Consider the following 20,287-nt stretch of genomic DNA (forward strand, 5'->3'; position numbering starts at 1 on the left):
TCCCATTCCACCGGATCCGATTGACGTTGCACGGACCGCGACGGCGGCGGCGAAGGCGGTTGCACCACCCCCCTTTCGGGTACCACCCCTACGACCCGAATGGGGAGGACCGATCGATGCACACGGCGAGCTTGGCGAATCTGGCCGATGTCGAAGGACCGTTCATCTCCGTGTTCCTCGACGTCGGCGATCACGTGGACCTGCGGTGGCGGGCGATGCGCGACCAACTCCAGGCCATGGCCGCCGACCCGTACCTCGTGGCATTGGCGCACAACGCGATCACGTCCGGGGTGACACCCCGCGGCCTGGCCGGCCGCGGTCTGGTCGTGGGCGGCGGGCGGGTGCTGGTGGACCAGTACGTCCCCGTCCCACCGTCCGGCTACACCGCCCGCTTCGGGCCGCTGCCCTACATCCTGCCGCTGGTCGACCTGTCGGAACCCCTCCTGCCGCACGTGGTCGTGCAGGTCGGTGAGCACGGCGCGGACCTGCGCGGCGTCGACCCGACGGGGCGGCCGGTGGCCGTGGCGTCGGTGGGCGCCCGGCGGCCGGGACGGCGCCTGGACCCGGCCGAGCTGGCCGACGTCGCCCAGGAGGCCACCGCGCTGGTGGACCGGCTCGGCGCGCCGCTGCTGGTGCTGGCCGGACCGGTGGCGGGGCGCCGATCACTGCGCGTCGCGCTGCCGACCCGGTACCACCACCTGGTGGTCGAGGTGGAGGGATCACCCGACCGGGCGGTGCTGCACCTGGCCGGACGAGCGAACCAGGATGCCCGGCGGGCGGTGGTCGAGCGGTTCCGGGACGAGTCCACGCGGCTGACCGGACGGGCGGTGCACGGACTGGAGGCGGTCGGGCAGGCGTTGGCCGACGGCCGGGTCGACACCCTGTTGCTCACCGACACGCTGGTCGGTTCACGGGAGTTCGACGGCGGCCGGGCCGACGAGGTGCTGCCGTTGCGCGCGGTCGAGTGCGGGGCCGAGATCGCGCTCGTCGGCGGGGCGGTTCGGCTGCACGAGGACGTCGGCGCACTGCTCCACGCGTGATCCGGGTGCGCGTGCTCCAGTCGGCGAGACCGGGGCGCACGTGCTCCGGGTCGGCGGGACCCGGGTGATCCAGGGCGGCGTGCTCCGGGTCGGCCGGGTTCGGCGGATTGTCGGGTGAGGCGGTTTCCGCGTGATCCGGCGATCCAGGTAGTAGCGGCCGTGACCCGGCGATCCAGGTGTAAGCGGCGGAGCGGGTGGCGGCGGGGTGTTGGGGTGGTTGTGGCGGGGTGTGAGGCTGGTGGTTGTCGGGGGCTCCTCTTCGTTTTAACCGAGGATCGGGAACAGTGTTTCCGTACATTTTCGGTCGATGATCACTCGATTGTGTGACCTCACGACCCGCCGGGTTGGGGAAATGCGGAAATGATAAAAATTCACTTCCGCAGCATCCGCAGCACGGCGCGCTCCACTGTCTCACGATCGGCCGACTTCGGCTTGATCACCGTCCCTCGATTGAACAGCTCGACCACCCGCGGGTCGACGTAGGACTTCCGGGCCACCGCCGGCGTGTTGCCCAGGTGCTCGGAGACCTCCCGCATCACCGCCGCCTCCACCCGCTTGCGCCCCCGCTGCGACTCCGGCCGCCCCTCCCGCGCGAACGCCGCCGCCGCCAGTACCGTCGCGTGCCACGTCCGCAGGTCCTTCACCGAGAACTCCGACCCCACCAGCTCCTTGAACCGCTCGTTCACGTCATCCGACCCGACCACGCACCCCCGCGCGTCGACCAGCAGCCGCTCGTCGCCGGCCCGCCCCCGCAGCAACCCCCGGACCGCCCGCGCCAGCGACTCGTCCCGCACCGCGGTGACGAACTCGATCCCGCCCTTGGCCGGGTAGCGGAAATCCACAGTGGACCGGCGCACGGTCACGTGCGAGCACAGCAGCGTGGCCACGCCGTGCGTGCCGTTGTCCGCCGCGTACGTCTCACCCCCGACCCGGAACACGCCCCGCTCCAGCACCGACAACGCCACCGCGAGCACCCGCTCCCGCGACCGCCCCCGCCCATCCAGCTCGCGCGCCACCTCGGCCCGGAACCCCGGCAGCAGGGGCGCGAGCGCGAGCACCCGTTCGTGCTTCTCCTCGTCCCGGTCCTGCCGCCACCGCTCGTGGTACAGGTACTGGCGGCGCCCGGCCGCGTCCGTGCCGACCGCCTGGATGTGGCCGTTCGGGTGCGGGCACACCCACACGTCGCGCCACGCGGGCGGGATGACGAGGGACTTGATCCGCGCCACCGACGCGGGGTCGAGCGGCGCGCCGTCGACGTCGTGGTAGCTGAACCCGCGGCCGCGGGCGCGGCGGCGCCAGCCGGGGGTGGACGGGTCGCTGCGGCGCAGTCTCACAGCGGGCAGGTTCCCTGCCGGACCTGCCTGAAACACCTGCTTGGAAGGCCGTCCGGCGCACCGGCGCAACACTGTGGTTAAACCTGCGGTCGAGTGGGTATGGCACCGACATGACCGAGCCGTGGACCGTGGGAGTCGAACAGGAGTTCCTCCTCGTCGACCCCGAATCGCGCAGACCCGTGCCGCTCGCCGACTCGGTCGCGCAGCACGCCGGAGCCGGCCATGACGTGCAGCGGGAGCTCACGCCGTTCCAGATCGAGGTCGCCACCCCGGTGTGCTCGACGGCCGAGGAGTTGGCCGAGCAGGTGCTCGCCGGTCGCCTGCACCTGGCCAAGGCCGCGCACGCGGCGGGCTGCCGGCTGCTGGCCTCGGCGATCCCGCCGGTCGGCACGCTGGGGCCGCCGCCGGGCACCGACGACCGCCGCTACCGGATGATGGAGCGCACCCACCGCGCGATCATCGGTGGTCAGGGTGTGTGCGGCATGCACGTCCACGTCGGCGTGCCGGACAACGACGTGGCGATCCGCGTCTCGAACGCCCTGCGGCCGTGGCTGCCGACGCTGCTGGCGTTGAGCGCGAACTCCCCGATCGAGCAGGCCGAGGACACCGGTTACGCCAGTTGGCGCTCGATCGTGTGGTCGCGGTGGCCGATCAGCGGCCCGCCGCCGCACTTCGCGTCGGCCGACGAGTACGCCCAGTCGGTGAGCGCCCTGAAGGCGACGGAGGTGCTGCTCGACGCCGGGATGGTCTACTGGGACGTGCGGCCGTCCGAGCAGCACCCGACCGTGGAGGTGCGGGTGTCGGACATCCCGATGACGGCGCGCGAGGCGGTCGTCATCGCCGAGGTCATCCGGGCGTTCGCCCGCACGGCCGCCGAGTCGGCCGACCCCGAACCGGTGAACGACGTGCTGCTGCGCGCCGCCTATTGGCGGGCCGCGCGCGACGGCGTGGACGGTTTGGCCGTCGACCCGCGCACCGGCAACCTGGTGCCGGCCCGTGATCGGGCCGCCGAGCTGGTGTCGTGGTGCGCGGACGCGCTCGCCGACGCCTCCGCGTTGTCCACTGTGGAGGACCACTTGGCCTGGCTCGGCACGCACGGCAGCGGCGCGGCGCGGCAGCGCCGGGCGTTCGGTGCGTCACCCGACGCCCGCGAGCTGGTCGATCTCGTCTTGGCCGAAACGGTCGAAGATGCCGGGTGAGGTCTACCGTGAGGTTTTCGACGCCGCGCCGGCGTCGATGAGTGAAAGGAGTACCGGCGTGCCAGAACCCGCGGCGACGCTCGCTTCCGTGCGGGTCGAAAGACCCTCGGACGGCGTGGTGGTGCTGCACGTGTCGGGCGAGTTGGACACGAGCAGCGCGGACGAGTTGACCAGGCCGCTCAAGGAGCACCTGGTCGAGAACGTGCGGGGTGTGGTGGTGGACCTCGGCGGGGTGCGCTTCCTCGGCTCGGCCGGATTGGAGTCTCTGGTCGTCGGCAGTCAGCGGGCGGGTGGCCTCGGCATCCCGCTGGTGCTGGTCGCGACCAGCCGGGCGACACAGCGACCGATCGAGGCGACGGGGCTGAGCTCGGTGTTCACCGTCGTCGGTTCCGTGGAAGAGGCGTTGAGCCGCTTCTGACCCCCCTGTCCCGCCGGACCTCGTCCTACAGGGACCGCCGGACCGTCCTGATGGCGCAGCGCACCGCCCCCAACGGGGGCAGTGCGCCCGCCGGGGGCACCACCCACCGCGACGCGGTCGCCGGGATGCGGCGCGGACCGTGCCAGTAGCGGACGTCGGGTGGTGGGACGTGGCGCGGTTCGTCCTCGGGGTCGGGTCTGGCCAGGAACAGCCAGCGCAGCCGGCGGCCGGGTATGGCGAGGATCGGTCCGAGCGGTCCGGCGGAGATGAGCTGGGTGCTGACTTCGGCGCCCCAGCTGGCGGGTACCTCCACCGCCACCGCGCCCTCGCCCAGCACCAGGGAATCCAGGGGTTCGTCGACGTGCCACGGTTCCATGCCCGCTGATGGTGGCGTCGGCCCGTGTCGGGATTGTGTCCGCGTGCGACGCGGCGCGTTAATCCTCGCCGGGGTCAATCCTCGCCGATGTCCTCGAACCACAGTTCCGGCTTGGCGGTGATGAAGTCGGTCATCATCCGAACGCAGGTCGGATCGTCCAGCAGGGTGATTTCGACACCGTGTTCGGCGAGCCATTCGTGACCGCCCTGGAACGTTCGCGCCTCGCCGACCACCACGTGCGGTATCCCGAACTGGCGAACGAGTCCGCTGCAATACCAGCAGGGTGACAACGTGGTGACCATGACGGTGCCGCGGTAGCTCGTCCGGCGGCCCGCGGCGCGGAACGCGGCGGTCTCGGCGTGGGTGGAGGCGTCGTCGTCCTGCACCCGCCGGTTGTGGCCGCGGCCCAGGAGCGTGCCGTCGGCGGTGAACAGCGCCGCGCCGATCGGGATGCCGCCCTCGGCGAGCCCGGCCTGGGCTTCGGCGACCGCCACCGCCAACATGTCCCTCGGGTCCGCGCTGTGCTCCACGCCGGTCAACCTACTGGGGCGGGGGCGTCCGCACGAACCCCCGACCGATCCGGGCCGACCGGCGCGGGTCCGCTGCGCGAACTCCCGGCCGATCCGATCCGACCGGTCCGAGGTCGGCTGCACGAACTCCCGGTTGACCGGAGCGGCCCGCCGTCGCTCACGCCCCGAAGCACAGGAACCCGGTGCTCGCGGCGAACGCGGCGTCGCCGTTGTCGCGGTGCGCCTCCTGCGCGCCCGCCAGCGCCACCGCGGGCGACTGCCCCGCGCCGAGCCGGCGGTGCAGGTCGACCATCAGCGGCGTGGTCACCTCGGCGGGCACCGGCACGACCGGCGCGACCAGCGTCCGGGTGCCCAGTCCCAGCAGTGCCGCGGTGAAGCCCATCAGCTCGTCGCCGGGGCGCACCGCCGACAGGCCCGAGTCGCACGCCGACAGCACGACCAGCGCGGGCGGTGTGCGCAGCCGCTCCAGGTCGTAGACGGTCAGCGGCCCGTCGGCCAGTTCCAGGGCGGAGAACAGCGGGTTGTCCGCGCGGAACGAGCCGTGCGCGGCCACGTGGGCCAGTGGTGCGCCGTCCATCGCGGACGCCACCGCGTCCACCGTCGCCGCGGCGCCGACCAGCACCGAAGCCGACACCGAACCCAGCGACGAGATCGCCGCGATCTCCGTCGGGGCGGCCGGCAACCGCGGCCCCGCCGCCAGGACCGCCTGATCGTGTGAAACCAGGGTGGACGTCGCCGCACGCAGCCACACCGTCGCCGACGGCACCACGGTCACCGCGCGGCCGCGGCACGCGGGCAGCGCCGACCAGGGCAGGCCGCCGAGCCGCCCGGTGGGTGCGAGCACCAGCGGTCGGCCGTCGATCCGCCGCCGCAACGGCTCCAGCAGCCTGTTCTGCAGCAGCCGCGCCGCGTGCTCGGCGCCCGCGCGCACCGCCGTCCGGTCGACGTGCTCGGGCAGCGTCACCAGCCGGTGCAGGGCGAACCGCAGCAGCCGCAGCTCGCGCAGCGCGCCGTCGAGCGGGCCGAGCCGGTGCAACGACGCCCGACCTCCCGCCACCACGACGGCCAGCAACGCGCCCTCGTGGTCGATGTACTCCACCAACGCCGACGCGCCCAGCGCCCGCGCCAGCTCCCCCACCTCCGGCGGCTTGAACACCGCCCCACCGCCACCGGTCTGACGGGTCAGCTCGCGCACGCGCTGCTCGCCGCGCACCTGCCGTTGCCGCAACGCCGCCACCGGCCGGCCCGCGGTGGACGCGGCCTCCAGGTCGGCCGTCACCGCGCGCAACTCGGCCAGCGCGTCGGCCAGGCCGGAGTCCTCCGGCGGCCGGGCCGGCGTCATCCGCAGCGCTCCGGCCCGCCACGCCTCCGCCCAGCTCAGCACCCGTCCCGCCCGGCCGCCCGCGACCGCCGTGCGCAGGCCTTCCGACGCCAGCGCCGCGCCTTGCGCGCCGCTCAGCGCCCGCAGCTCCGTGGCGCCCAGCGACACCCGGTACTCGTCCAGCAGCGCCAGCCCGCGCCGCAACGCGATCTGCGCGCCGCGGGCGTTGCCGAGCAGGTCGCGCCGCAACGCCTCGGCGTACCAGCCCTGCACGCGGTGCGCCGCCGGGCCGCCCAGCCGGGCGGCGCCCGCCGTGGTCAGCTCCGCCACCGCGCGGGAGCGGTCGCCGAGGTCGCGGGCGACCAGGGCCGCGTCGACCCGCGCCTCCAGGCCCGCCATCCGCTGGCCGAGCGCCTCCAGCCGGGACGCCACCCTGGTCAACGCGGTCACCAGCGCCCTGGTCCGCTGCCCGCTCAGGTAGGCCGCGCGCAGCTCCACGTGCCGCGCACCCTCGGCCCACACCTCGCGCTTCTCCCGGCGGAACCCCTTGCGCGCCGCGACCGCCATCTCCACGGCCCGCTCCAGGTCGCCCTCCAGCAGGGCGATCCGGGCCCGGTAGAACAACGCCTCCGACCGGGCCAGCACCAGGTCGCCGCCCATGTCCTCCAGCGCCCGGTCGGCCGCCGCCCGCGCCTCCTCCAGCAGCGGCACGGACACCAGCAGCTCCAGCCGGTTGATCAGCAGCGCGGGCCGCGGCACCTCCAGCCGCCGGTACTCGCGCTCCGCCTCGGCGAACATCGTCAACGCCCGCGGCACGTCGCCCGCGCGTGACGCGGAGATGCCCGCGTTCCAGCGCACGTCGGCCACGGCCAGCCCCTGGTCCAGGTCGCGGTAGAGCAGTGCCGCGCGGTCGAAGTCCTCGTCCGCCGCGCGCAGGCCGCCGGTGTAGGCGCGCAGCAGGCCCCGGTTGTTCAGCGCCCGCGCCTCCACCAGCCGCTCGCCGAACCGGCGCACCACCTCGATCGCGCCGTTGTACTCGCGCAGCGCCTCGTCGTACCGGCACAGGTAGTGCAGCACGAGGCCCCGCTGCATCCGCCCGCTGCCGGCGTCGACGCCGTGCAGGTGCGGCAGCGCCGCGTTGATCGCGCGCAACGCCTGCGCGTGCCGCCCGGTGTTCGAGAGCACGAACGCGAGGCTCATCCGGGCCAGCGCCGCCGATCGCGTCGACCCCGCCCGTTCGGCGATCCGCACGGACCGCCGCAAGTGGCGCAGCGCCGCGTCGAAGTCGTGCAACTCCCGCCACGCGAGACCGATCGCGCGTTCGGCGGTGGACGCCTCTTCGTCGTCCCCCGACGCCCGCGCCGCCCGCAGCGCGGACCGACCCATCTCGATCGCCGCGCGCGGATCCCGTTGCCGGGCCTCCAGCGCTGCGGCGGCGGAAACCCCTGCCACGAGCCCACCTTATGCCCAGGACCACTGTGGTAGCTTGCAAAAGCCCAGCACCCGTCGACGCTGCTGTGAGGCCTCGGTGTCCGAACCATCGAATCGCTCGGAGCTGTACCAAGAGGCCTTCCACCAGGCCATCCGCCAGCACAAGAGCTACCGCCTCTACGCCGAACGGGGCCGGGAATTCCTCTTCGTCGCCGGTGAGCTGCTGACCATTCCCGAGGACCTCGACCGGGTCAGCCGCAAACTCGTGCAGAACAACATCGGCAACGACCGCGGTAGGGATTTCGCCGGAATGAACCGGCTGCTCCTGTCCCGCAATTCCGACGACATCCCGGGGATCGTGCGCCTGCTGCGCGACCCGGAGCAGTGGCCGGGCGAGCGCACCCCGTACGTGCAGCCGCACCACGTGCTGGTCGGGCACGGCGGCAACATGCACGGCAACCCGGGCGAGCCGCCACGCGTGGGCACACCGCTGGCGGACCCGGATCCGAGCACCACCGGCCTCGGCAAGGGCGTCGTCGTCGGCGTCGTGGACACGGGCATCTCCGCCGCCGCCGCGACCGACCACCCGCTGTGGCTGGGCGGCGCGTTCACGCCCAAGGCCAACGAGGTCGACGCGGCCTACGCGCACGAGGACGTGTTCGCCCTGGAGGGCGGGCACGGGACGTTCGTCGCCGGCGTGGTCCGGCAGGCCGCGCCGGGTGTCCGGGTCGACCCGGAGAAGGCGCTGGAGCCGACCGGGCTCGGCACCGAGGAGGACTTCGTCCGGGCGCTGTCGGGTTTCGACGAGAAGGTGCAGATCGTCAACATCTCGATGGGCTGCTTCACCCAGGACGACGTGGCGTCCGAGCCGGTCCGCCGGGTGGTCGACGCGCTGCCCCGCGAGGTGGTGGTCGTCGCGTCCGCGGGCAACCAGGGCACGAACCGGCCGAGCTGGCCCGCCGCCCTGCCCCGCGTGGTCGCCGTGGCCGCGATCGCGGAGGAGCGCGACGGCAGCCGGTCCCCGGCGTGCTACTCCAACCACGGGCACTGGGTCGACGCGTGCGCGGTCGGCAACCGGACCAGCACCTTCCTCAAGGGCCGGTGGCAGCTGCCGGGCCTGGAGGCCGTCGTCTACGACCGGTTCGCCTACTGGCTGGGCACCTCGTTCGCCGCGCCCCACGTGGCCGGCCGGATCGCCGCCACCATGACCGAACGCCACCTGACCGCCACCCAAGCCCGCGACCACCTGCTATCCGGCCAACCACACTTCTTCCCCGGCTACGGCGTCCTGGTGGAATAACCAACCTACCTATCGCCGGCCTGCGAGGTCGCGTCGATCGTTCGCGCCGGGTTTCCGGTGATCACGCCCTTCGATCGCCGGAAACCGGCGCGAACGATCGACGTCCAGGCGACCGAGCCGCCGTCTGCGGAGCAGCGGCCATCAAACGCTGTATCTGGCGGGCCCGTCGCCGCTCCGTAGTGTGTGGCAGCGAAGAATCCGAAGTCCGTGACCCGGCTGGGGTCCGCGTCGGCGCAGACCGGGGCGGAGGCGCAGCATCCCCTGGACAAGAGGAGGGGACGTGACCCCTGCATCCCCGAACGCCGAGCTCGTGAGGGCGGCGGCGGAGGGCGACCAGCGCGCGTGGCACGAGATCGTGCAGCGCTACACGCCGCTGGTGCTGGCGGTGGTGCACCGGCACCGGTTGCGGCCGGCGGACGTGGCGGACGTCAACCAGACGGTCTGGCTGCGGCTGGTGGAGCAGCTGCGCAGGCTCCGCGACGCGGACGCGCTGCCCGGTTGGATCGCCACGACCACCCGCAACGAGTGCCTGCGGGTGCTGCGGGCGCAGCAGCGCACCCAACCGTTCGACCCGCAGTCCGAGGACGAGCCGGCGAGCCTGGACGACGCGGTGGCGGACCTGGACGAGGAGATGGAGGCCGCGCAGCGGCGGCAGGCGTTGCGCGAGGGCTTCCGGATGTTGTCGGAGCAGTGCCGGACGTTGCTGGCCAAGCTCATGGCCGACCCGCCGCCGAGCTACGCGGCGGTCAGCGAGCAGTTGGCGATCCCGGTGGGCAGCATCGGGCCCACCCGGATCAGGTGCCTGGACAAGTTGCGCAAGACTCCCGCGGTGCTGAGGCTGGTCGATCCGCGGCCGGTGGACGAAGGAGGTGTGGTCGGTGTTGAGAGGCGATCCGGGGTGGGAAAGCGATGAGGTGCTCCTGCGGGAGCTGAGCGCGGCGCTCGCCGAGGAGCGCGACGTGCCCGAGCACATCCTCCAGGCGGCGCGTGCGGCGTACACGTGGCGCACGGTCGACGCCGAGTTGTTGGCCCTGACCAGCTACGACTCCGTGCTGGACGAGGAGCTGGCGGTGCGGGCGCGGGCGGCGCACACGGCGCGGCAGCTCGTGTTCGACGCCGAGGGCGTGTCCGTGCAGGTCGAGGTCACCGAGGCGGGTGTCGCGGGCCAGGTGCTGCCCGCCGGACCGGGTCGGGTCGTGCTGGTCACCGCGACCGGGCCGGTGGAGGAGGCGGAGCTGGACGAGCTGGGCATGTTCCTGCTCGGTCCGCCGCCGTCGGGTCCGGTCCGGTTCCGCTGCGAGGTCGGCGGCACGACCGTGCTGACCGACTGGGTGTGCGTGTAACCCGATCGAGTAGACCTTGACGGCGGTGGCCACTGGTCCGGAAGATGCAGGCGACTGCTCTCCCCCCCACCGCCGCACACACACATGACCGAGCCCGTCCGTGTCACCCCCGCCGAGGGAAGCGCTCCCGCGGCGATCGAGGCGTGGGCGCTGCCGGAGCTGTTCCGGCAGGTCTTCGTCGGGTCCACGGCGGGCATCGCGATCTTCGACGCGCGCGGCGAGCTGGTCGGCGCCAACCCGGCGCTGGAGGCGATGCTGTCGCCCGCGGACCTCACCACCCTGGTCGCCGACGCACCGTTCACCTCGACGCCGCTCTCCCCGGACGAGGTGCGGGTGCAGCGCGAGTTCACCGACCCGTCGGGCGATCCCCTGTGGACGGACGTGCTGCTGTCCGTGGTCCGCGACGCCGACCGGCGGCCCCGCTGGCACGTCGCCGTGGTCGAGGACACCACCGAGCAGCGGGTGCTGCACGACTACCTGCGCCACCAGGCCCTGCACGACGTGCTGACCGGCCTGCCGAACCGGCAGAGCTTCCTGCCGAAGCTGGAGCAGGTGCTGGGCCGACCCGGCTCGATCACGCTGATCTACCTGGACGTGGACGGCGTCGCCATCGTCAACGACGGCCTCGGCTACGAGGCGGGCGACGAGCTGCTCAGGGTGGTGGCACGGCGGCTGACCGAGGTGGTGGCCGGCGAGCGCGCCACGGTGGCGCGCATCGGCGGCGACGAGTTCGTGGTGCTGATCGAGGACTCCCCCACCACGCCGGGCATCTCCGCGCTGGCCGAGGCGATCGAGGCCGCGCTGGTCGAGCCGGTCCGGCTGGCCGGGCACGGCGTCGGCGTCTCGGCGGGCATGGGTTTCGTCCGCACGTCGGCGCGCGGGTCGGACGCGATGGCGCTGCTGCGCCAGGCGCACAGCACGCTGCGCCGCGCGGAGAGCGGCGGCAAGGGCCAGTGGGGCATCTACGACGCCGGGCGGGACGCCCGCGACCGCACCAGGTCGTCGCTCATCGCGACCATGCCGGGGGCGTTGCAGAACGGCGGGATCGCGCTGGACTACGTGCCGGTGGACGGCCGCGGCGAGCGGGTCGCGGTGGCGGTCCGGCTGCGGTGGCACGAGGCGGAGCACGGACCGGTGTCGCACGAGGAGTGCCTGCGGTTCGCCGACGAGCTGGGGCTCAGCGGGCAGCTGGCCGCGTGGGTGCTGGACGAGGCGTGCGCCTTCGCGGCGGCGGAACGGCTGCCGGTGCTGGTGCGGCTGTCACCGGACCAGTCGCGCGACCCGGACCTGACCGCGCGGGTCGCCGAGGCGTTGCGCTCCTCCGGGCTGCCGCCGGACATGCTGTGGCTGAGCCTGTCCGCGCGGTGCCTGTCCGCACCGGGCCCGGCCGAGGAGGCGGTCGACGACAACCTGGTCGCGTTGGGCGACATGGGCGTCCGCCGCCTGCTGCACGACGTCACGTTCGCCCTGCCGGAACTGTCCACTGTGGAGCGTCACGGGCTGTACGGCGTGGAACCGGCCGTGCCGCCGGGGGAGGCGTTGGCGCGCAAGGCGTTGGACGCCGTGCTGCCGCTCGTGCGGGCGACCGGTGCGCTGGTCGTCAGCGACTGCCCGCTGCCGGGAGCCGACCTGGTCGAGCGATCGTGATGATCTCGCGGCTGGTGCCGGTGAGCGGGGTCCGGTCCCAGTAGCCGTAGCGCTCGGCCACCTCGAACCCGGTCTCCCGCAGCAGCGCGTCGAGGTGGTCGGCCCCGGTGAACCGCAGCGTCGCCCAGTCGACCACCGGCTCGGGCCAGTCGGGGCTGGTGTGCGTCTCGTTGAACCGCACCAGGCCGTTCTCCACGCTCTCCACGTGGTGCTCGACGCGCACGTGCTCGCCGTTCTCGCCGACGATGTCCAGGCCGTGCTCGGGCGACCACCGCTCCCACGCCCGCGCGCCGGGGTTGCGGGTCTCGAACGCGAACCGGCCGCCCGGCCCGAGCACCCTGCCGATCGCGGTGAACTGCTCCCGCACCTCGTCGTCGGTGAGGAAGACCTGGAACACGTGCCCGGTCATCACGACCAGGTCGAACCCGCCGTCGAACGCGGTGGTGCCGAGGTGCCCCTCGACCCAGTCCACCCCGGTCGACCGACGGGCCACGGCCAGCATCGCCGGGTCGGGGTCGAGGCCGACCAGCCGGCCCGCGTGCCCGCGGCCGCGCGCCACGTGGAGCAGCATGCCGGTGCCGCAGCCCACGTCCAGCACGGCGTCCGCGGACATCACCAGGTCGAGGTAGAAGTCGTCGCTCGGACCCCACTCGTTGACCAGGTCGTAGTAAGCCGCCACGTCGGGGGTCGCCCGTTGCTCGGTCATCCGCCCGAGTGTGGCCCGCACGCCGAGGGGCCGCGACCGAATTTCCGGTCACGGCCCCTCGGCGTCGATCAACGATTGCCTTCGGCAAGCCGAACGTCGGCCAGGCGAACGCAGGCCAAGCGCACGTCGGCCAGGCGAACGCAGGCCAAGCGCACGTCGGCCAGGCGAACGCAGGCTAGGCGAACGTCGGCTGCCGCATCGCGTGCTGCACCAACGTGATCAGCGTCTGCTTGGTCGACTGCCGGTTGCGCGCGTCGCAGGGCACGATCGGCACCGACTCGTCGATCGTCAGCGCCTCCCGGATGTCCTCGATGCGGTGGTGCAGCAGGCCGTCGAAGCAGTTCACGCCCACCACGTACGGCAGTTCGCGGTCCTCGAAGAAGTCGATCGAGGCGAACGCGTCCGACAACCGGCGGGTGTCGACCAGCACGACCGCGCCGATCGCGCCACGCACCAGGTCGTCCCACATGAACCAGAAGCGGTGCTGGCCGGGTGTGCCGAACAGGTAGAGGATCAGGTCGCTGTCCAGCGACACCCTGCCGAAGTCCATGGCCACCGTGGTGGTCATCTTGTTGGGCGTGGCCGACAGGTCGTCCACGCCGACGCTGGCCTCGGTCATGACCGCCTCGGTGGTCAGCGGCACGATTTCCGACACCGACCCGACGAAGGTCGTCTTGCCGACACCGAACCCGCCGGCCACCACGATCTTCGTCGACGTGACGGTCAGGCTCGCCGCGGGTGACCCCGCCCGTCCGGGAGCGCCACCGCTCATGTTGCTCTGCTTTCCCTAGTAGTAGGACCTCGCCGGGTGGGTGGGACCTAGCCGCGCATGGCGACGTGCAGCTGCGACCGGATCTCCGGGGTGAGCTGGACGCCGACCCGCTCGACCAACCTGGTCATCGCGTAGCCGATCAGGCCGATGTCGCAGTTGGGCGCGGCCAGCACAGCCAGGCACGAGCCGTCGCTGATGGACATCAGGAACAGGTAGCCCCGTTCCATCTCCACCACGGTCTGCTTGACGTCGCCCGCCTCGAAGCAGCGCGCCGCGCCGAGGTTGAGGCTCACCAAGCCCGACGAGACGGCCGCGAGCTGCTCGGCGCGGTCGATCGGCAACCGCTCCGAGGACGCGAGCAACAGGCCGTCCGCGGAGACCACGATCGCGTGCGCGACGCCCGCGACCCGGGCGACGAAGTCATCGACCAGCCAACTGAAGTTGTCGAGTTCCTCGGTTGCGGTGGTCACTTCTGCTCCTTGGTCTGATTGCCGCCCCTGGCGGTGGAGGTCCGATTACCGCCTCCGGCGGCGGTGGTCCGACCACCGCCTTCGGCGGAGGTGTTGTCCTCGTTCCCGAACGACAAACCTTCCCACGGCATTCCGGCGTCGTCACCCGCCTGGCGGCCGAGTTGCACACCGCGCTGGTAGGTGGCGAAGCGCTGCCGCAACCGGTCGGCGGACCGACGCGGCGGCGCGGCCGTCGCCAGACCGGCCGACGGGGAGCCGTTGCCCCCGGACTGCGGGGTCGTCGGCGCCGAACCGCGTGACGCGGGCGCGGAGAGCGAGCCCGGCATCAGGCGCGCCTTGGGGACGCGCTTGGGCAGACCCGCGGTGGTGGTGTCGTCCACCGGGGCCTTGAGGGCGCTGGACGCCACGGTCCAGCCGTCGTCCGCGGCCGCGCCCCAGCCGGGCGTCGAGGACGCGCCGGACGACGGGATCGCCGACGGCGCGGGCTCGCGCTTGGGCAGACCGGCCGGGGTGGCGCCGCGCGGCGCGGGCGGGGTCGACCGGCTCGGCGCGGCCGGTGGCGTGATCAGGTCGGACCGGTCGGTGTAGGCGGTCTGCTCCGACGCGGTGCCCTGGTGGCGGGTGGAGCCGTCGCCGCCGTCGGTGCCCATCAGCTCGGCGCGGTCGGCGAACATCGTCTTCTCCGAGGCGGTCTCCGGCGGCACGGCGGGCTGCTGCTGCTCGCCCAGCTCGCCGCGCACGGCGCCCTCGGCCTCGCCGCCCTGGAACCAGCGCGACAGCACGTCCTCGTATATCGGCAGCCGCTGGGTGGAGGCGTCGTCCTCCTCCTCGACCACGACCGGGGCGGGCCTCGCGGCCGACGGCGGGTAGGAGTAGTCCGGCACCTCTTCGCCGGGCGGCGGCACGGTCTCGGCCACGGTGGCGGTGAACAGGTCCGACGCCGAGGTCTGCTCGACCTCGAAGTACCCGCCGGGCTCCGCCTCGTGCGTGTGCACGACCTGCGGTCCGGTCGTGGCGGGCAGGTCCAGCGGCGCGTAGCCGCCGGGCGCGATCTCCGGCGTCCACTTGGGCACGCCGGCCAGCACGCCGACACCGCTGTCCTCCAGCTGCGGCACGGCCTGGCGCTGCGGCAGCGCCGCGGGCACCGGCCGGGGCTGCAACGGCTCGGGGCCGCGGTGCAGCAGGTCCATCGGGAGCACGACCTGGGCCGTGACGCCACCCTCTATGTCGTCGTTGTTGCTCAACGTGACCCGGATGTTGTGCCGCTTGGCGAGCTGGCCCACCACGTACAGGCCCATCTCGCGGGCCACCGACACGTCGACCTCGGGCGGGTCGGCGAGCTTCGTGTTGGCGTCGACGACGTCCTGCTCCTGCATGCCGACACCGCGGTCGTGGATGCGGATGGACACCTCGCCGCGGCGGGTCTCGATCGCCCGCACGGTCACCTTGGTGGTGGGCTTGGAGAACGCGGTCGCGTTGTCCAGCAGCTCGGCGATGAGGTGCGCGAGGTCGTTGACCACGCGACCCTGGACCTTGAGCTCCGGCGCGGGCGCGATCTGGATGCGCGCGTACTTCTCCACCTCGGACACCGCGGCGCCGAGCACCTCGGAGATCGGCACCGGCCGGGTGACCCGGCGGTTGACCGTGGTGCCGGACAGCACCAGCAGGTTCTCGCTGTTGCGGCGCATCTGGGTGGCCAGGTGGTCCAGCTCGAACAGGCTGGCCAGCTGGTCGGGGTCCTGCTCGTCCTGCTCCAGCCGGTCGATGACGGTGATCTGCCGCTCGACCAGCGCCTGCGAGCGCCGGGACAGGTTGATGAACATGTCGTTGACGTTCGCGCGCAGCGCCACCTGCTCGACCGCGAGGCGGACGGCTTCGCGCTGCACGGCGTCGAACGCCCGCGCCACCTGGCCGACCTCCTCGGTGGTGTTGATCGGCACCGGCACGAGCGCCTCTTCCGCGGCACGGGCCGGGTCGCGGTGCGTCCGGATCCGGCGGATCGCGTCGGGCAGGCGGTTGCGGGCCACGTCCAACGCGGTGCGGCGCAGCACGCGCAGCGGCGTCAGCATCGAGCGGGCGACGAAGGCCATGAGGGCGAACGCGATCACCAGCGCCACGGCGACCAGCGCCGCGTCACGCCACGCGGACGCGCGGGCCGCCTCGGTCTCGTCGATCGCCGCCTGGTTGGCCTGCCGCTCGATGTCCTGCGACACCTGGCGCAGCAGCGCGGCGGTCTCCTCGCCGACGGCCATGACGTCGCGGTCGGAGATGGACACCTCGCCGGTGTCCTCCTGCTGCACCAGCGCCAGCTGCACCAACCGGTTGCGACCGTCCACCGGCGCGCCGGACACGGTGTCCGACAGCAGCTGGCGGTTCTCCTGGCTCGCGGTGTTGGCGAAGTCGGTGAGCGCGGCGTCCAGTCGGGACTGCCCCGCGCGCAGCGCGTTGACCTGGCCGGGCGCGAACTCGCCGCGCTTGGCCGTGGACAGCAGGATCGAGTTCTGCTGGGACAGCTGCTCCTTCGCGGTGTAGAGCGCGAGGTTGGCGCCGGCCAGCGGGGTGATCGTCTCGTTGCTCAGGCTGCTCGCGGTGGCGCGGTGCACCTGTGCGAGCGCGGCCAGCACCTGGCCGTAGGCGCTGTGCACCGAGATGTCGGGGTACTTGGTGGTGGTCACCGTGTTCCGCAGCGCGTTGAGGCCGTCCAGCGACTGCAACGACTTCTGGAACGACTCGCGCACCGCGTCGTCGACGCCGGTCGTGGCGGCCGCGACGTCGCGCAGCCTTCCGACCTCGGCGTCGACCTTGCTGGAGCGCGTCTGGAACTCGGGCCCGTTCTCCTGCCGGCCGCCCGCCACGAACCAGACCGCGGCGTCGCGTTCCAGTTGCAGCGCGTCGGAGACCGCCGCCACCTGGGCGGACAGCTGGAGCTCCCGCTGGATCTGGCCGAACAGCTCCACGTCGTCCAGCTGGGTGTTCAACCTCAGCCCGGCGAGCGTCAGCGTGCTCAGCGCGGGCACCAGGAGCACCACGGCCAGCTTGCTGCGCAGGCGCCAGTTCCGCAGCCGCCACCGGGAGACTCCCCGGTCGGCGGGCACGGCGCCTGTGCTGGGACCCGAGTCGGGTGGACCGCTCCCAGCGACACCCGCATCGAGTTGATTCCGCTCCGGATCTCTCCCGGAGGCGTGGTCGTCGTGACCGCGCACCGTCAGCACACTCCCCAGACCGGAGAAACGACACATCCCTACAAACCCGGTGGATCTTGGTGGAAAAATCCGCCGAGTCATACCGCCGTTCGGACGAGATGGCCGGTAGTTTGCAAATCAACCATTGTCGCGCGCACCTGGGCGGGACGCGCTAAACGATCGCTAACCGGCGTTCATGGTTTTTTCACGCCCTCGACCCGAACGGGAAACACCGCGCGGGGGGAGCCCGGCGACGAGCTCCCCCCGGTCGGTTCAGCTACCCGGCGTGCCGACCAACATCGGCTTGACGTCGAAGTCCTTCTCCAGCAGGCCGTAGGTTCGCATCAGCCCGGCGACGCGCTGCAAGCGGGTGGCGTCCAGGGTGGTCGGGAACTCGCCGAAGTGCACGAGGCTGGCGGTTTCCTTGTCGACCTTGGCGTACTCCACCAACAGCGGCTCGACCGTGGGGCGGTCCGCCGCGTCGCGCTGGCCCTTCGCCATCGCGCGCTGGAACGCGGCGACGGTGTTGGGGTTCTCCTTCACGAACTTGCCGGTCGTGGCGTAACCCGCGATCGGGATGTCGGCCGTGGGGCCGGACGCCGCGTCCAGCACGGTGATCTGGCCGCTCGCGCGCTGGGCGCGGCTGATGAACGGCTCCACCATGAAGGCCGCGTCCACCGCGCCGTTCTGGACCGCGGCTTCCATGTCCGGGAACGGCAGCTCCTTGAAGTTCACCTTGGACGGGTCCACGTCGTTGGCTTCCAACGTGGCCTTCGCGGTGAGCTCGGCGATGTTCTTGAACGTGTTGATCGCGATGGTCTTGCCCTCGAGGTCCTTCGGCGACTTGATCGGGGAGTCCGCCTTGGCGAGGATCAGGAACATCTCAGGCTTGGCCTGGTACCCGTCGCTGACCAGCTTGAGGCCGTCGACGGCCTTGGCCGCCTCCTTGGCCTCGGCCGCGAAGAACGAGACCCAGTTGCCGAAGGAGATGTCGAGGCTGCCGTTGATCAGGCCCGGGATGGCCATGGCGCCACCCTGGATGATCTCGGCCTTGACCTCCAGACCCTCCTGCTCAAAGTAACCCTTCTTCTTCGCGACGTGGACGGACGCGACGTCGAGGATGTTCAGCAGGCCGACCGTGATCGTGGCCTTCTCGACCTTGCCCGGTGCGGCGGCTTCGGTGGGCTTGGCGTCGGAACCACCGAGGGCACCGCAGCCGGAGACCACGGCGAGCATCGCGACGGCGGACACTACGCCGAAGATCCTTCGAGCCGAGAGGCCGACTCTTCGAGTCATGGGGGGCATCTCCTGTTGGAGTGGCGACTTTGCGGGGGCAGGATGCACGGGCGACAGAGGCACTGCGGAGCCCACTCAAAGTGACACGAGTGGATCGGCAAGACCCCAGTCGACCGACACTCGAAGGCTGATCCACTACCTTCGGTGAGCATCTTTGCACAGGCTGTCCAGAGGTTGGGGTATGCGGTGAGCGATCTTGACGCGGAATGGGCCGTACAGAGCAACCGGCGCCCGGTGGGCATCGTCGGAGCGGGCCCCGCGGGATTGACCTTGGGGAACCTGCTCCGTGAAGCGGGAATCCCCTGCGTGGTGCTGGAAAAAGGCACTCGCGAGCACATCGAGACCCGGCCGCGCGCCGGGGTGCTGGAGCACCGCGCGGTGCAGATGTTGACCGAGCACGGGCTCGCGGACCGGTTGCTCCGAGAGGCGGACAGGCACGGCGCCTGCGAATTCCGCGTGAACGGGCAGGCGCACGAGGTGGACTACGCCACCCTGTACGACGGCCAGACGCACTACATCTACCCGCAGCAGGAGGTCGTCCAGGACCTCGTGCGGCACTACGTGGACGTGCGCGGCGGCGCCGTGCGGTGGTCGGTCACGGACGTCGAACTGCACGACATCGAGTCCACCGAACCGGCTCTGACCTGGACCAACGCCGACGGCACGCGGGAGCGGCTCGACTGCTCGTTCATCGCGGGCGCGGACGGGTTCCACGGCGTGACGCGGCGCAGCATCCCGGCGGGCGCGGTGCAGGAGTTCAGCCACCAGCACGGCATCGAGTGGCTGAGCATCCTGGCCGAGGCCCCGCCATCCACCCACAAGGTGATTTACGCGCTTCACCCGGACGGATTCGCGGGTCATATGCTCCGCAGTTCCACGGTGTCGCGCTACTACCTCCAGGTTCCGGTGGACGACACCGTGGACAACTGGCCGGACGAGCGGGTGTGGGCGGAGCTGCACAAGCGGTTGGCGCTGCGGGACTCGGACTGGAAGCTCACCGAGGGGCGCATCGTGGAGAAGCGCATCCTGGACATGCGCAGCCACGTGGTCGAACCGATGAACCACGGCACCCTGTACCTCCTGGGCGACGCGGCCCACATCATCACCCCGGTGGGGGCAAAGGGAATGAACCTCGCGTTGCACGACGCCGAGGTCCTGGCCGACGCCCTGACGCGCTACCACCGAACGGGTGATGAGACGGGCCTGCGCGGCTACTCCGAGACCTGCCTGCGCCGCGTCTGGCGTGCGCAGGAGTTCTCGCAGTGGATGGTGTTCATGATCCACCGGTCGCCGGAACCGTTCCTGAGCCGGTTGGGTCAAGCCCGACTCGAACACCTCATCGCCTCCGGGTCGTCGGCGGGCTATTTCGCCCAAAACTACGTGGGGCCCTGAGGAGAACACCTCACGATTAGTCGGGCTGCGTTCCGGGGAATCAGCCCGCAATGAGACCGGATTACCGGCGCCTTGTTCTCCGCCACGGCATTCGGGTGTGCTCGACCCGGAGAACAAGGCGAGGGCCGGACGAGATGGCGGATACATTCGGATTCCGCCGGACGCGATACCGCGCGGCAACGGCCCGGCGAAATACCGATGCATTCGCCGCCGATTCCACCCGATGGACGACCGGCCCGGACCGCGCTATCGCCGCCAGGACCGCCGGAACCCATACGAATAACCGATGGAATGGGCCGCGACGCCGACCCGGAAGCCCTCGGACCCCACGGCCGGTAAGCACGTGATGACGGCCCGCTGATCATTCGTGCGCGGCCGCGACCGTCCCGCCGACGGGAATGATGTCGAATCGTTGCGAACGACCTCCGTCGAATCCGCGCCCGCCACCCCGGAACACGACGACGGGCGACCCGCGGCACCGGCCCCGAGAGGGCCGACGAGCCGCGAATCGCCCGCTGGGCGGTTCTACC

The 20,287-nt window shown here is 72.0% G+C and carries 17 protein-coding genes; 8 read left to right on the forward strand and 9 right to left on the reverse strand.

Going from position 1 to position 20,287, the window contains the following annotated elements; genetic code table 11:
* The first annotated feature begins 116 nt into the window (after positions 1 to 116).
* Positions 117 to 1,040 carry a hypothetical protein gene (locus tag AB0K14_RS37935; RefSeq protein WP_360460393.1) on the forward strand — a complete coding sequence of 308 codons (924 nt, stop codon included), beginning with the start codon at positions 117 to 119 and terminating at the stop codon, positions 1,038 to 1,040.
* Positions 1,041 to 1,411: 371 nt separating this feature from the next.
* Here AB0K14_RS37935 and AB0K14_RS37940 read toward each other — a convergent pair whose 3' ends face one another.
* Complete coding sequence (locus AB0K14_RS37940) at positions 1,412 to 2,374, reverse strand: DNA topoisomerase IB (protein WP_360460395.1); 963 nt, start codon at positions 2,372 to 2,374, stop codon at positions 1,412 to 1,414.
* A gap of 110 nt (positions 2,375 to 2,484) precedes the next feature.
* Here AB0K14_RS37940 and AB0K14_RS37945 point away from each other — a divergent pair, with 110 nt between their 5' ends.
* Together AB0K14_RS37945 and AB0K14_RS37950 are read left to right on the forward strand one after the other, a co-directional pair.
* Positions 2,485 to 3,573: a glutamate--cysteine ligase gene (locus tag AB0K14_RS37945; protein WP_360460397.1), complete on the forward strand. Its 1,089-nt coding sequence runs from the start codon at positions 2,485 to 2,487 to the stop codon at positions 3,571 to 3,573.
* A 58-nt stretch (positions 3,574 to 3,631) separates the two neighbouring features.
* Entirely contained in the window at positions 3,632 to 3,991 is a 360-nt protein-coding gene (locus AB0K14_RS37950) for an STAS domain-containing protein (protein ID WP_360460399.1), read from the forward strand.
* Between the two features lie 25 nt (positions 3,992 to 4,016).
* Here AB0K14_RS37950 and AB0K14_RS37955 read toward each other — a convergent pair whose 3' ends face one another.
* From AB0K14_RS37955 to AB0K14_RS37965, 3 genes are all read right to left on the reverse strand, one after another.
* A complete protein-coding gene (locus AB0K14_RS37955) occupies positions 4,017 to 4,367 on the reverse strand; it encodes a hypothetical protein (protein ID WP_360460401.1) in 351 nt (116 codons plus the stop codon).
* 74 nt (positions 4,368 to 4,441) lie between these two features.
* Positions 4,442 to 4,870, reverse strand: a complete 429-nt coding sequence (locus AB0K14_RS37960; protein ID WP_360460466.1) for a nucleoside deaminase — start codon at positions 4,868 to 4,870, stop codon at positions 4,442 to 4,444.
* A gap of 184 nt (positions 4,871 to 5,054) precedes the next feature.
* Positions 5,055 to 7,670, reverse strand: a complete 2,616-nt coding sequence (locus AB0K14_RS37965; protein ID WP_360460402.1) for a CHAT domain-containing protein — start codon at positions 7,668 to 7,670, stop codon at positions 5,055 to 5,057.
* A gap of 76 nt (positions 7,671 to 7,746) precedes the next feature.
* Here AB0K14_RS37965 and AB0K14_RS37970 point away from each other — a divergent pair, with 76 nt between their 5' ends.
* The 4 genes from AB0K14_RS37970 to AB0K14_RS37985 all read left to right on the forward strand — a co-directional run bounded on the left by AB0K14_RS37970 (position 7,747) and on the right by AB0K14_RS37985 (position 11,939).
* A complete protein-coding gene (locus AB0K14_RS37970) occupies positions 7,747 to 8,949 on the forward strand; it encodes a S8 family serine peptidase (protein ID WP_360460404.1) in 1,203 nt (400 codons plus the stop codon).
* Positions 8,950 to 9,229: 280 nt separating this feature from the next.
* Positions 9,230 to 9,862, forward strand: coding sequence for a sigma-70 family RNA polymerase sigma factor (locus tag AB0K14_RS37975; protein WP_360460406.1), 633 nt, complete (start codon positions 9,230 to 9,232; stop codon positions 9,860 to 9,862).
* Between the two features lies 1 nt (position 9,863).
* Positions 9,864 to 10,292, forward strand: coding sequence for a hypothetical protein (locus AB0K14_RS37980; RefSeq protein ID WP_364340268.1), 429 nt, complete (start codon positions 9,864 to 9,866; stop codon positions 10,290 to 10,292).
* A gap of 84 nt (positions 10,293 to 10,376) precedes the next feature.
* The gene (locus AB0K14_RS37985) at positions 10,377 to 11,939 is read left to right on the forward strand and encodes a diguanylate cyclase (protein ID WP_360460410.1); all 1,563 of its coding nucleotides are present in this window, start codon (positions 10,377 to 10,379) and stop codon (positions 11,937 to 11,939) included.
* Here AB0K14_RS37985 and AB0K14_RS37990 read toward each other — a convergent pair.
* The 5 genes from AB0K14_RS37990 to AB0K14_RS38010 form a co-directional block, all read right to left on the reverse strand.
* Positions 11,893 to 12,645, reverse strand: coding sequence for a class I SAM-dependent methyltransferase (locus AB0K14_RS37990; RefSeq protein ID WP_360460412.1), 753 nt, complete (start codon positions 12,643 to 12,645; stop codon positions 11,893 to 11,895). The genes AB0K14_RS37985 and AB0K14_RS37990 overlap by 47 nt on opposite strands.
* 175 nt (positions 12,646 to 12,820) lie before the next feature.
* Positions 12,821 to 13,417, reverse strand: coding sequence for an ATP/GTP-binding protein (locus AB0K14_RS37995; protein ID WP_360460414.1), 597 nt, complete (start codon positions 13,415 to 13,417; stop codon positions 12,821 to 12,823).
* A 47-nt stretch (positions 13,418 to 13,464) separates the two neighbouring features.
* A complete protein-coding gene (locus tag AB0K14_RS38000; RefSeq protein WP_360460416.1) occupies positions 13,465 to 13,887 on the reverse strand; it encodes a roadblock/LC7 domain-containing protein in 423 nt (140 codons plus the stop codon).
* On the reverse strand, positions 13,884 to 16,982 hold the full coding sequence (locus AB0K14_RS38005) for a nitrate- and nitrite sensing domain-containing protein (RefSeq protein ID WP_360460417.1): 3,099 nt from the start codon (positions 16,980 to 16,982) through the stop codon (positions 13,884 to 13,886). Before AB0K14_RS38005 ends, AB0K14_RS38000 begins: the two co-directional genes overlap by 4 nt.
* Positions 16,983 to 17,342: 360 nt before the next feature.
* Positions 17,343 to 18,320, reverse strand: coding sequence for an ABC transporter substrate-binding protein (locus tag AB0K14_RS38010; protein WP_360460419.1), 978 nt, complete (start codon positions 18,318 to 18,320; stop codon positions 17,343 to 17,345).
* Between the two features lie 279 nt (positions 18,321 to 18,599).
* Between AB0K14_RS38010 and AB0K14_RS38015 the strand changes: the two genes are divergently transcribed.
* Positions 18,600 to 19,757: a 4-hydroxybenzoate 3-monooxygenase gene (locus AB0K14_RS38015; RefSeq protein WP_360460421.1), complete on the forward strand. Its 1,158-nt coding sequence runs from the start codon at positions 18,600 to 18,602 to the stop codon at positions 19,755 to 19,757.
* Positions 19,758 to 20,287: the final 530 nt, after the last annotated feature.

This window comes from Actinosynnema sp. NPDC050801 (assembly GCF_040673975.1).
Classification (GTDB): domain Bacteria; phylum Actinomycetota; class Actinomycetes; order Mycobacteriales; family Pseudonocardiaceae; genus Actinosynnema.

Bases quoted from the DNA above. Each gene is read 5' to 3' on its own strand.
- AB0K14_RS37935 (WP_360460393.1), top strand. From the start codon at position 117: ATGCACACGGCGAGCTTGGCGAATCTGGCCGATGTCGAAGGACCGTTC.
- AB0K14_RS37945 (WP_360460397.1), top strand. From the start codon at position 2,485: ATGACCGAGCCGTGGACCGTGGGAGTCGAACAGGAGTTCCTCCTCGTC.
- AB0K14_RS37955 (WP_360460401.1), bottom strand. From the start codon at position 4,367: ATGGAACCGTGGCACGTCGACGAACCCCTGGATTCCCTGGTGCTGGGC.
- AB0K14_RS37960 (WP_360460466.1), bottom strand. From the start codon at position 4,870: ATGTTGGCGGTGGCGGTCGCCGAAGCCCAGGCCGGGCTCGCCGAGGGC.
- AB0K14_RS37985 (WP_360460410.1), top strand. From the start codon at position 10,377: ATGACCGAGCCCGTCCGTGTCACCCCCGCCGAGGGAAGCGCTCCCGCG.
- AB0K14_RS37990 (WP_360460412.1), bottom strand. From the start codon at position 12,645: ATGACCGAGCAACGGGCGACCCCCGACGTGGCGGCTTACTACGACCTG.
- AB0K14_RS37995 (WP_360460414.1), bottom strand. From the start codon at position 13,417: ATGAGCGGTGGCGCTCCCGGACGGGCGGGGTCACCCGCGGCGAGCCTG.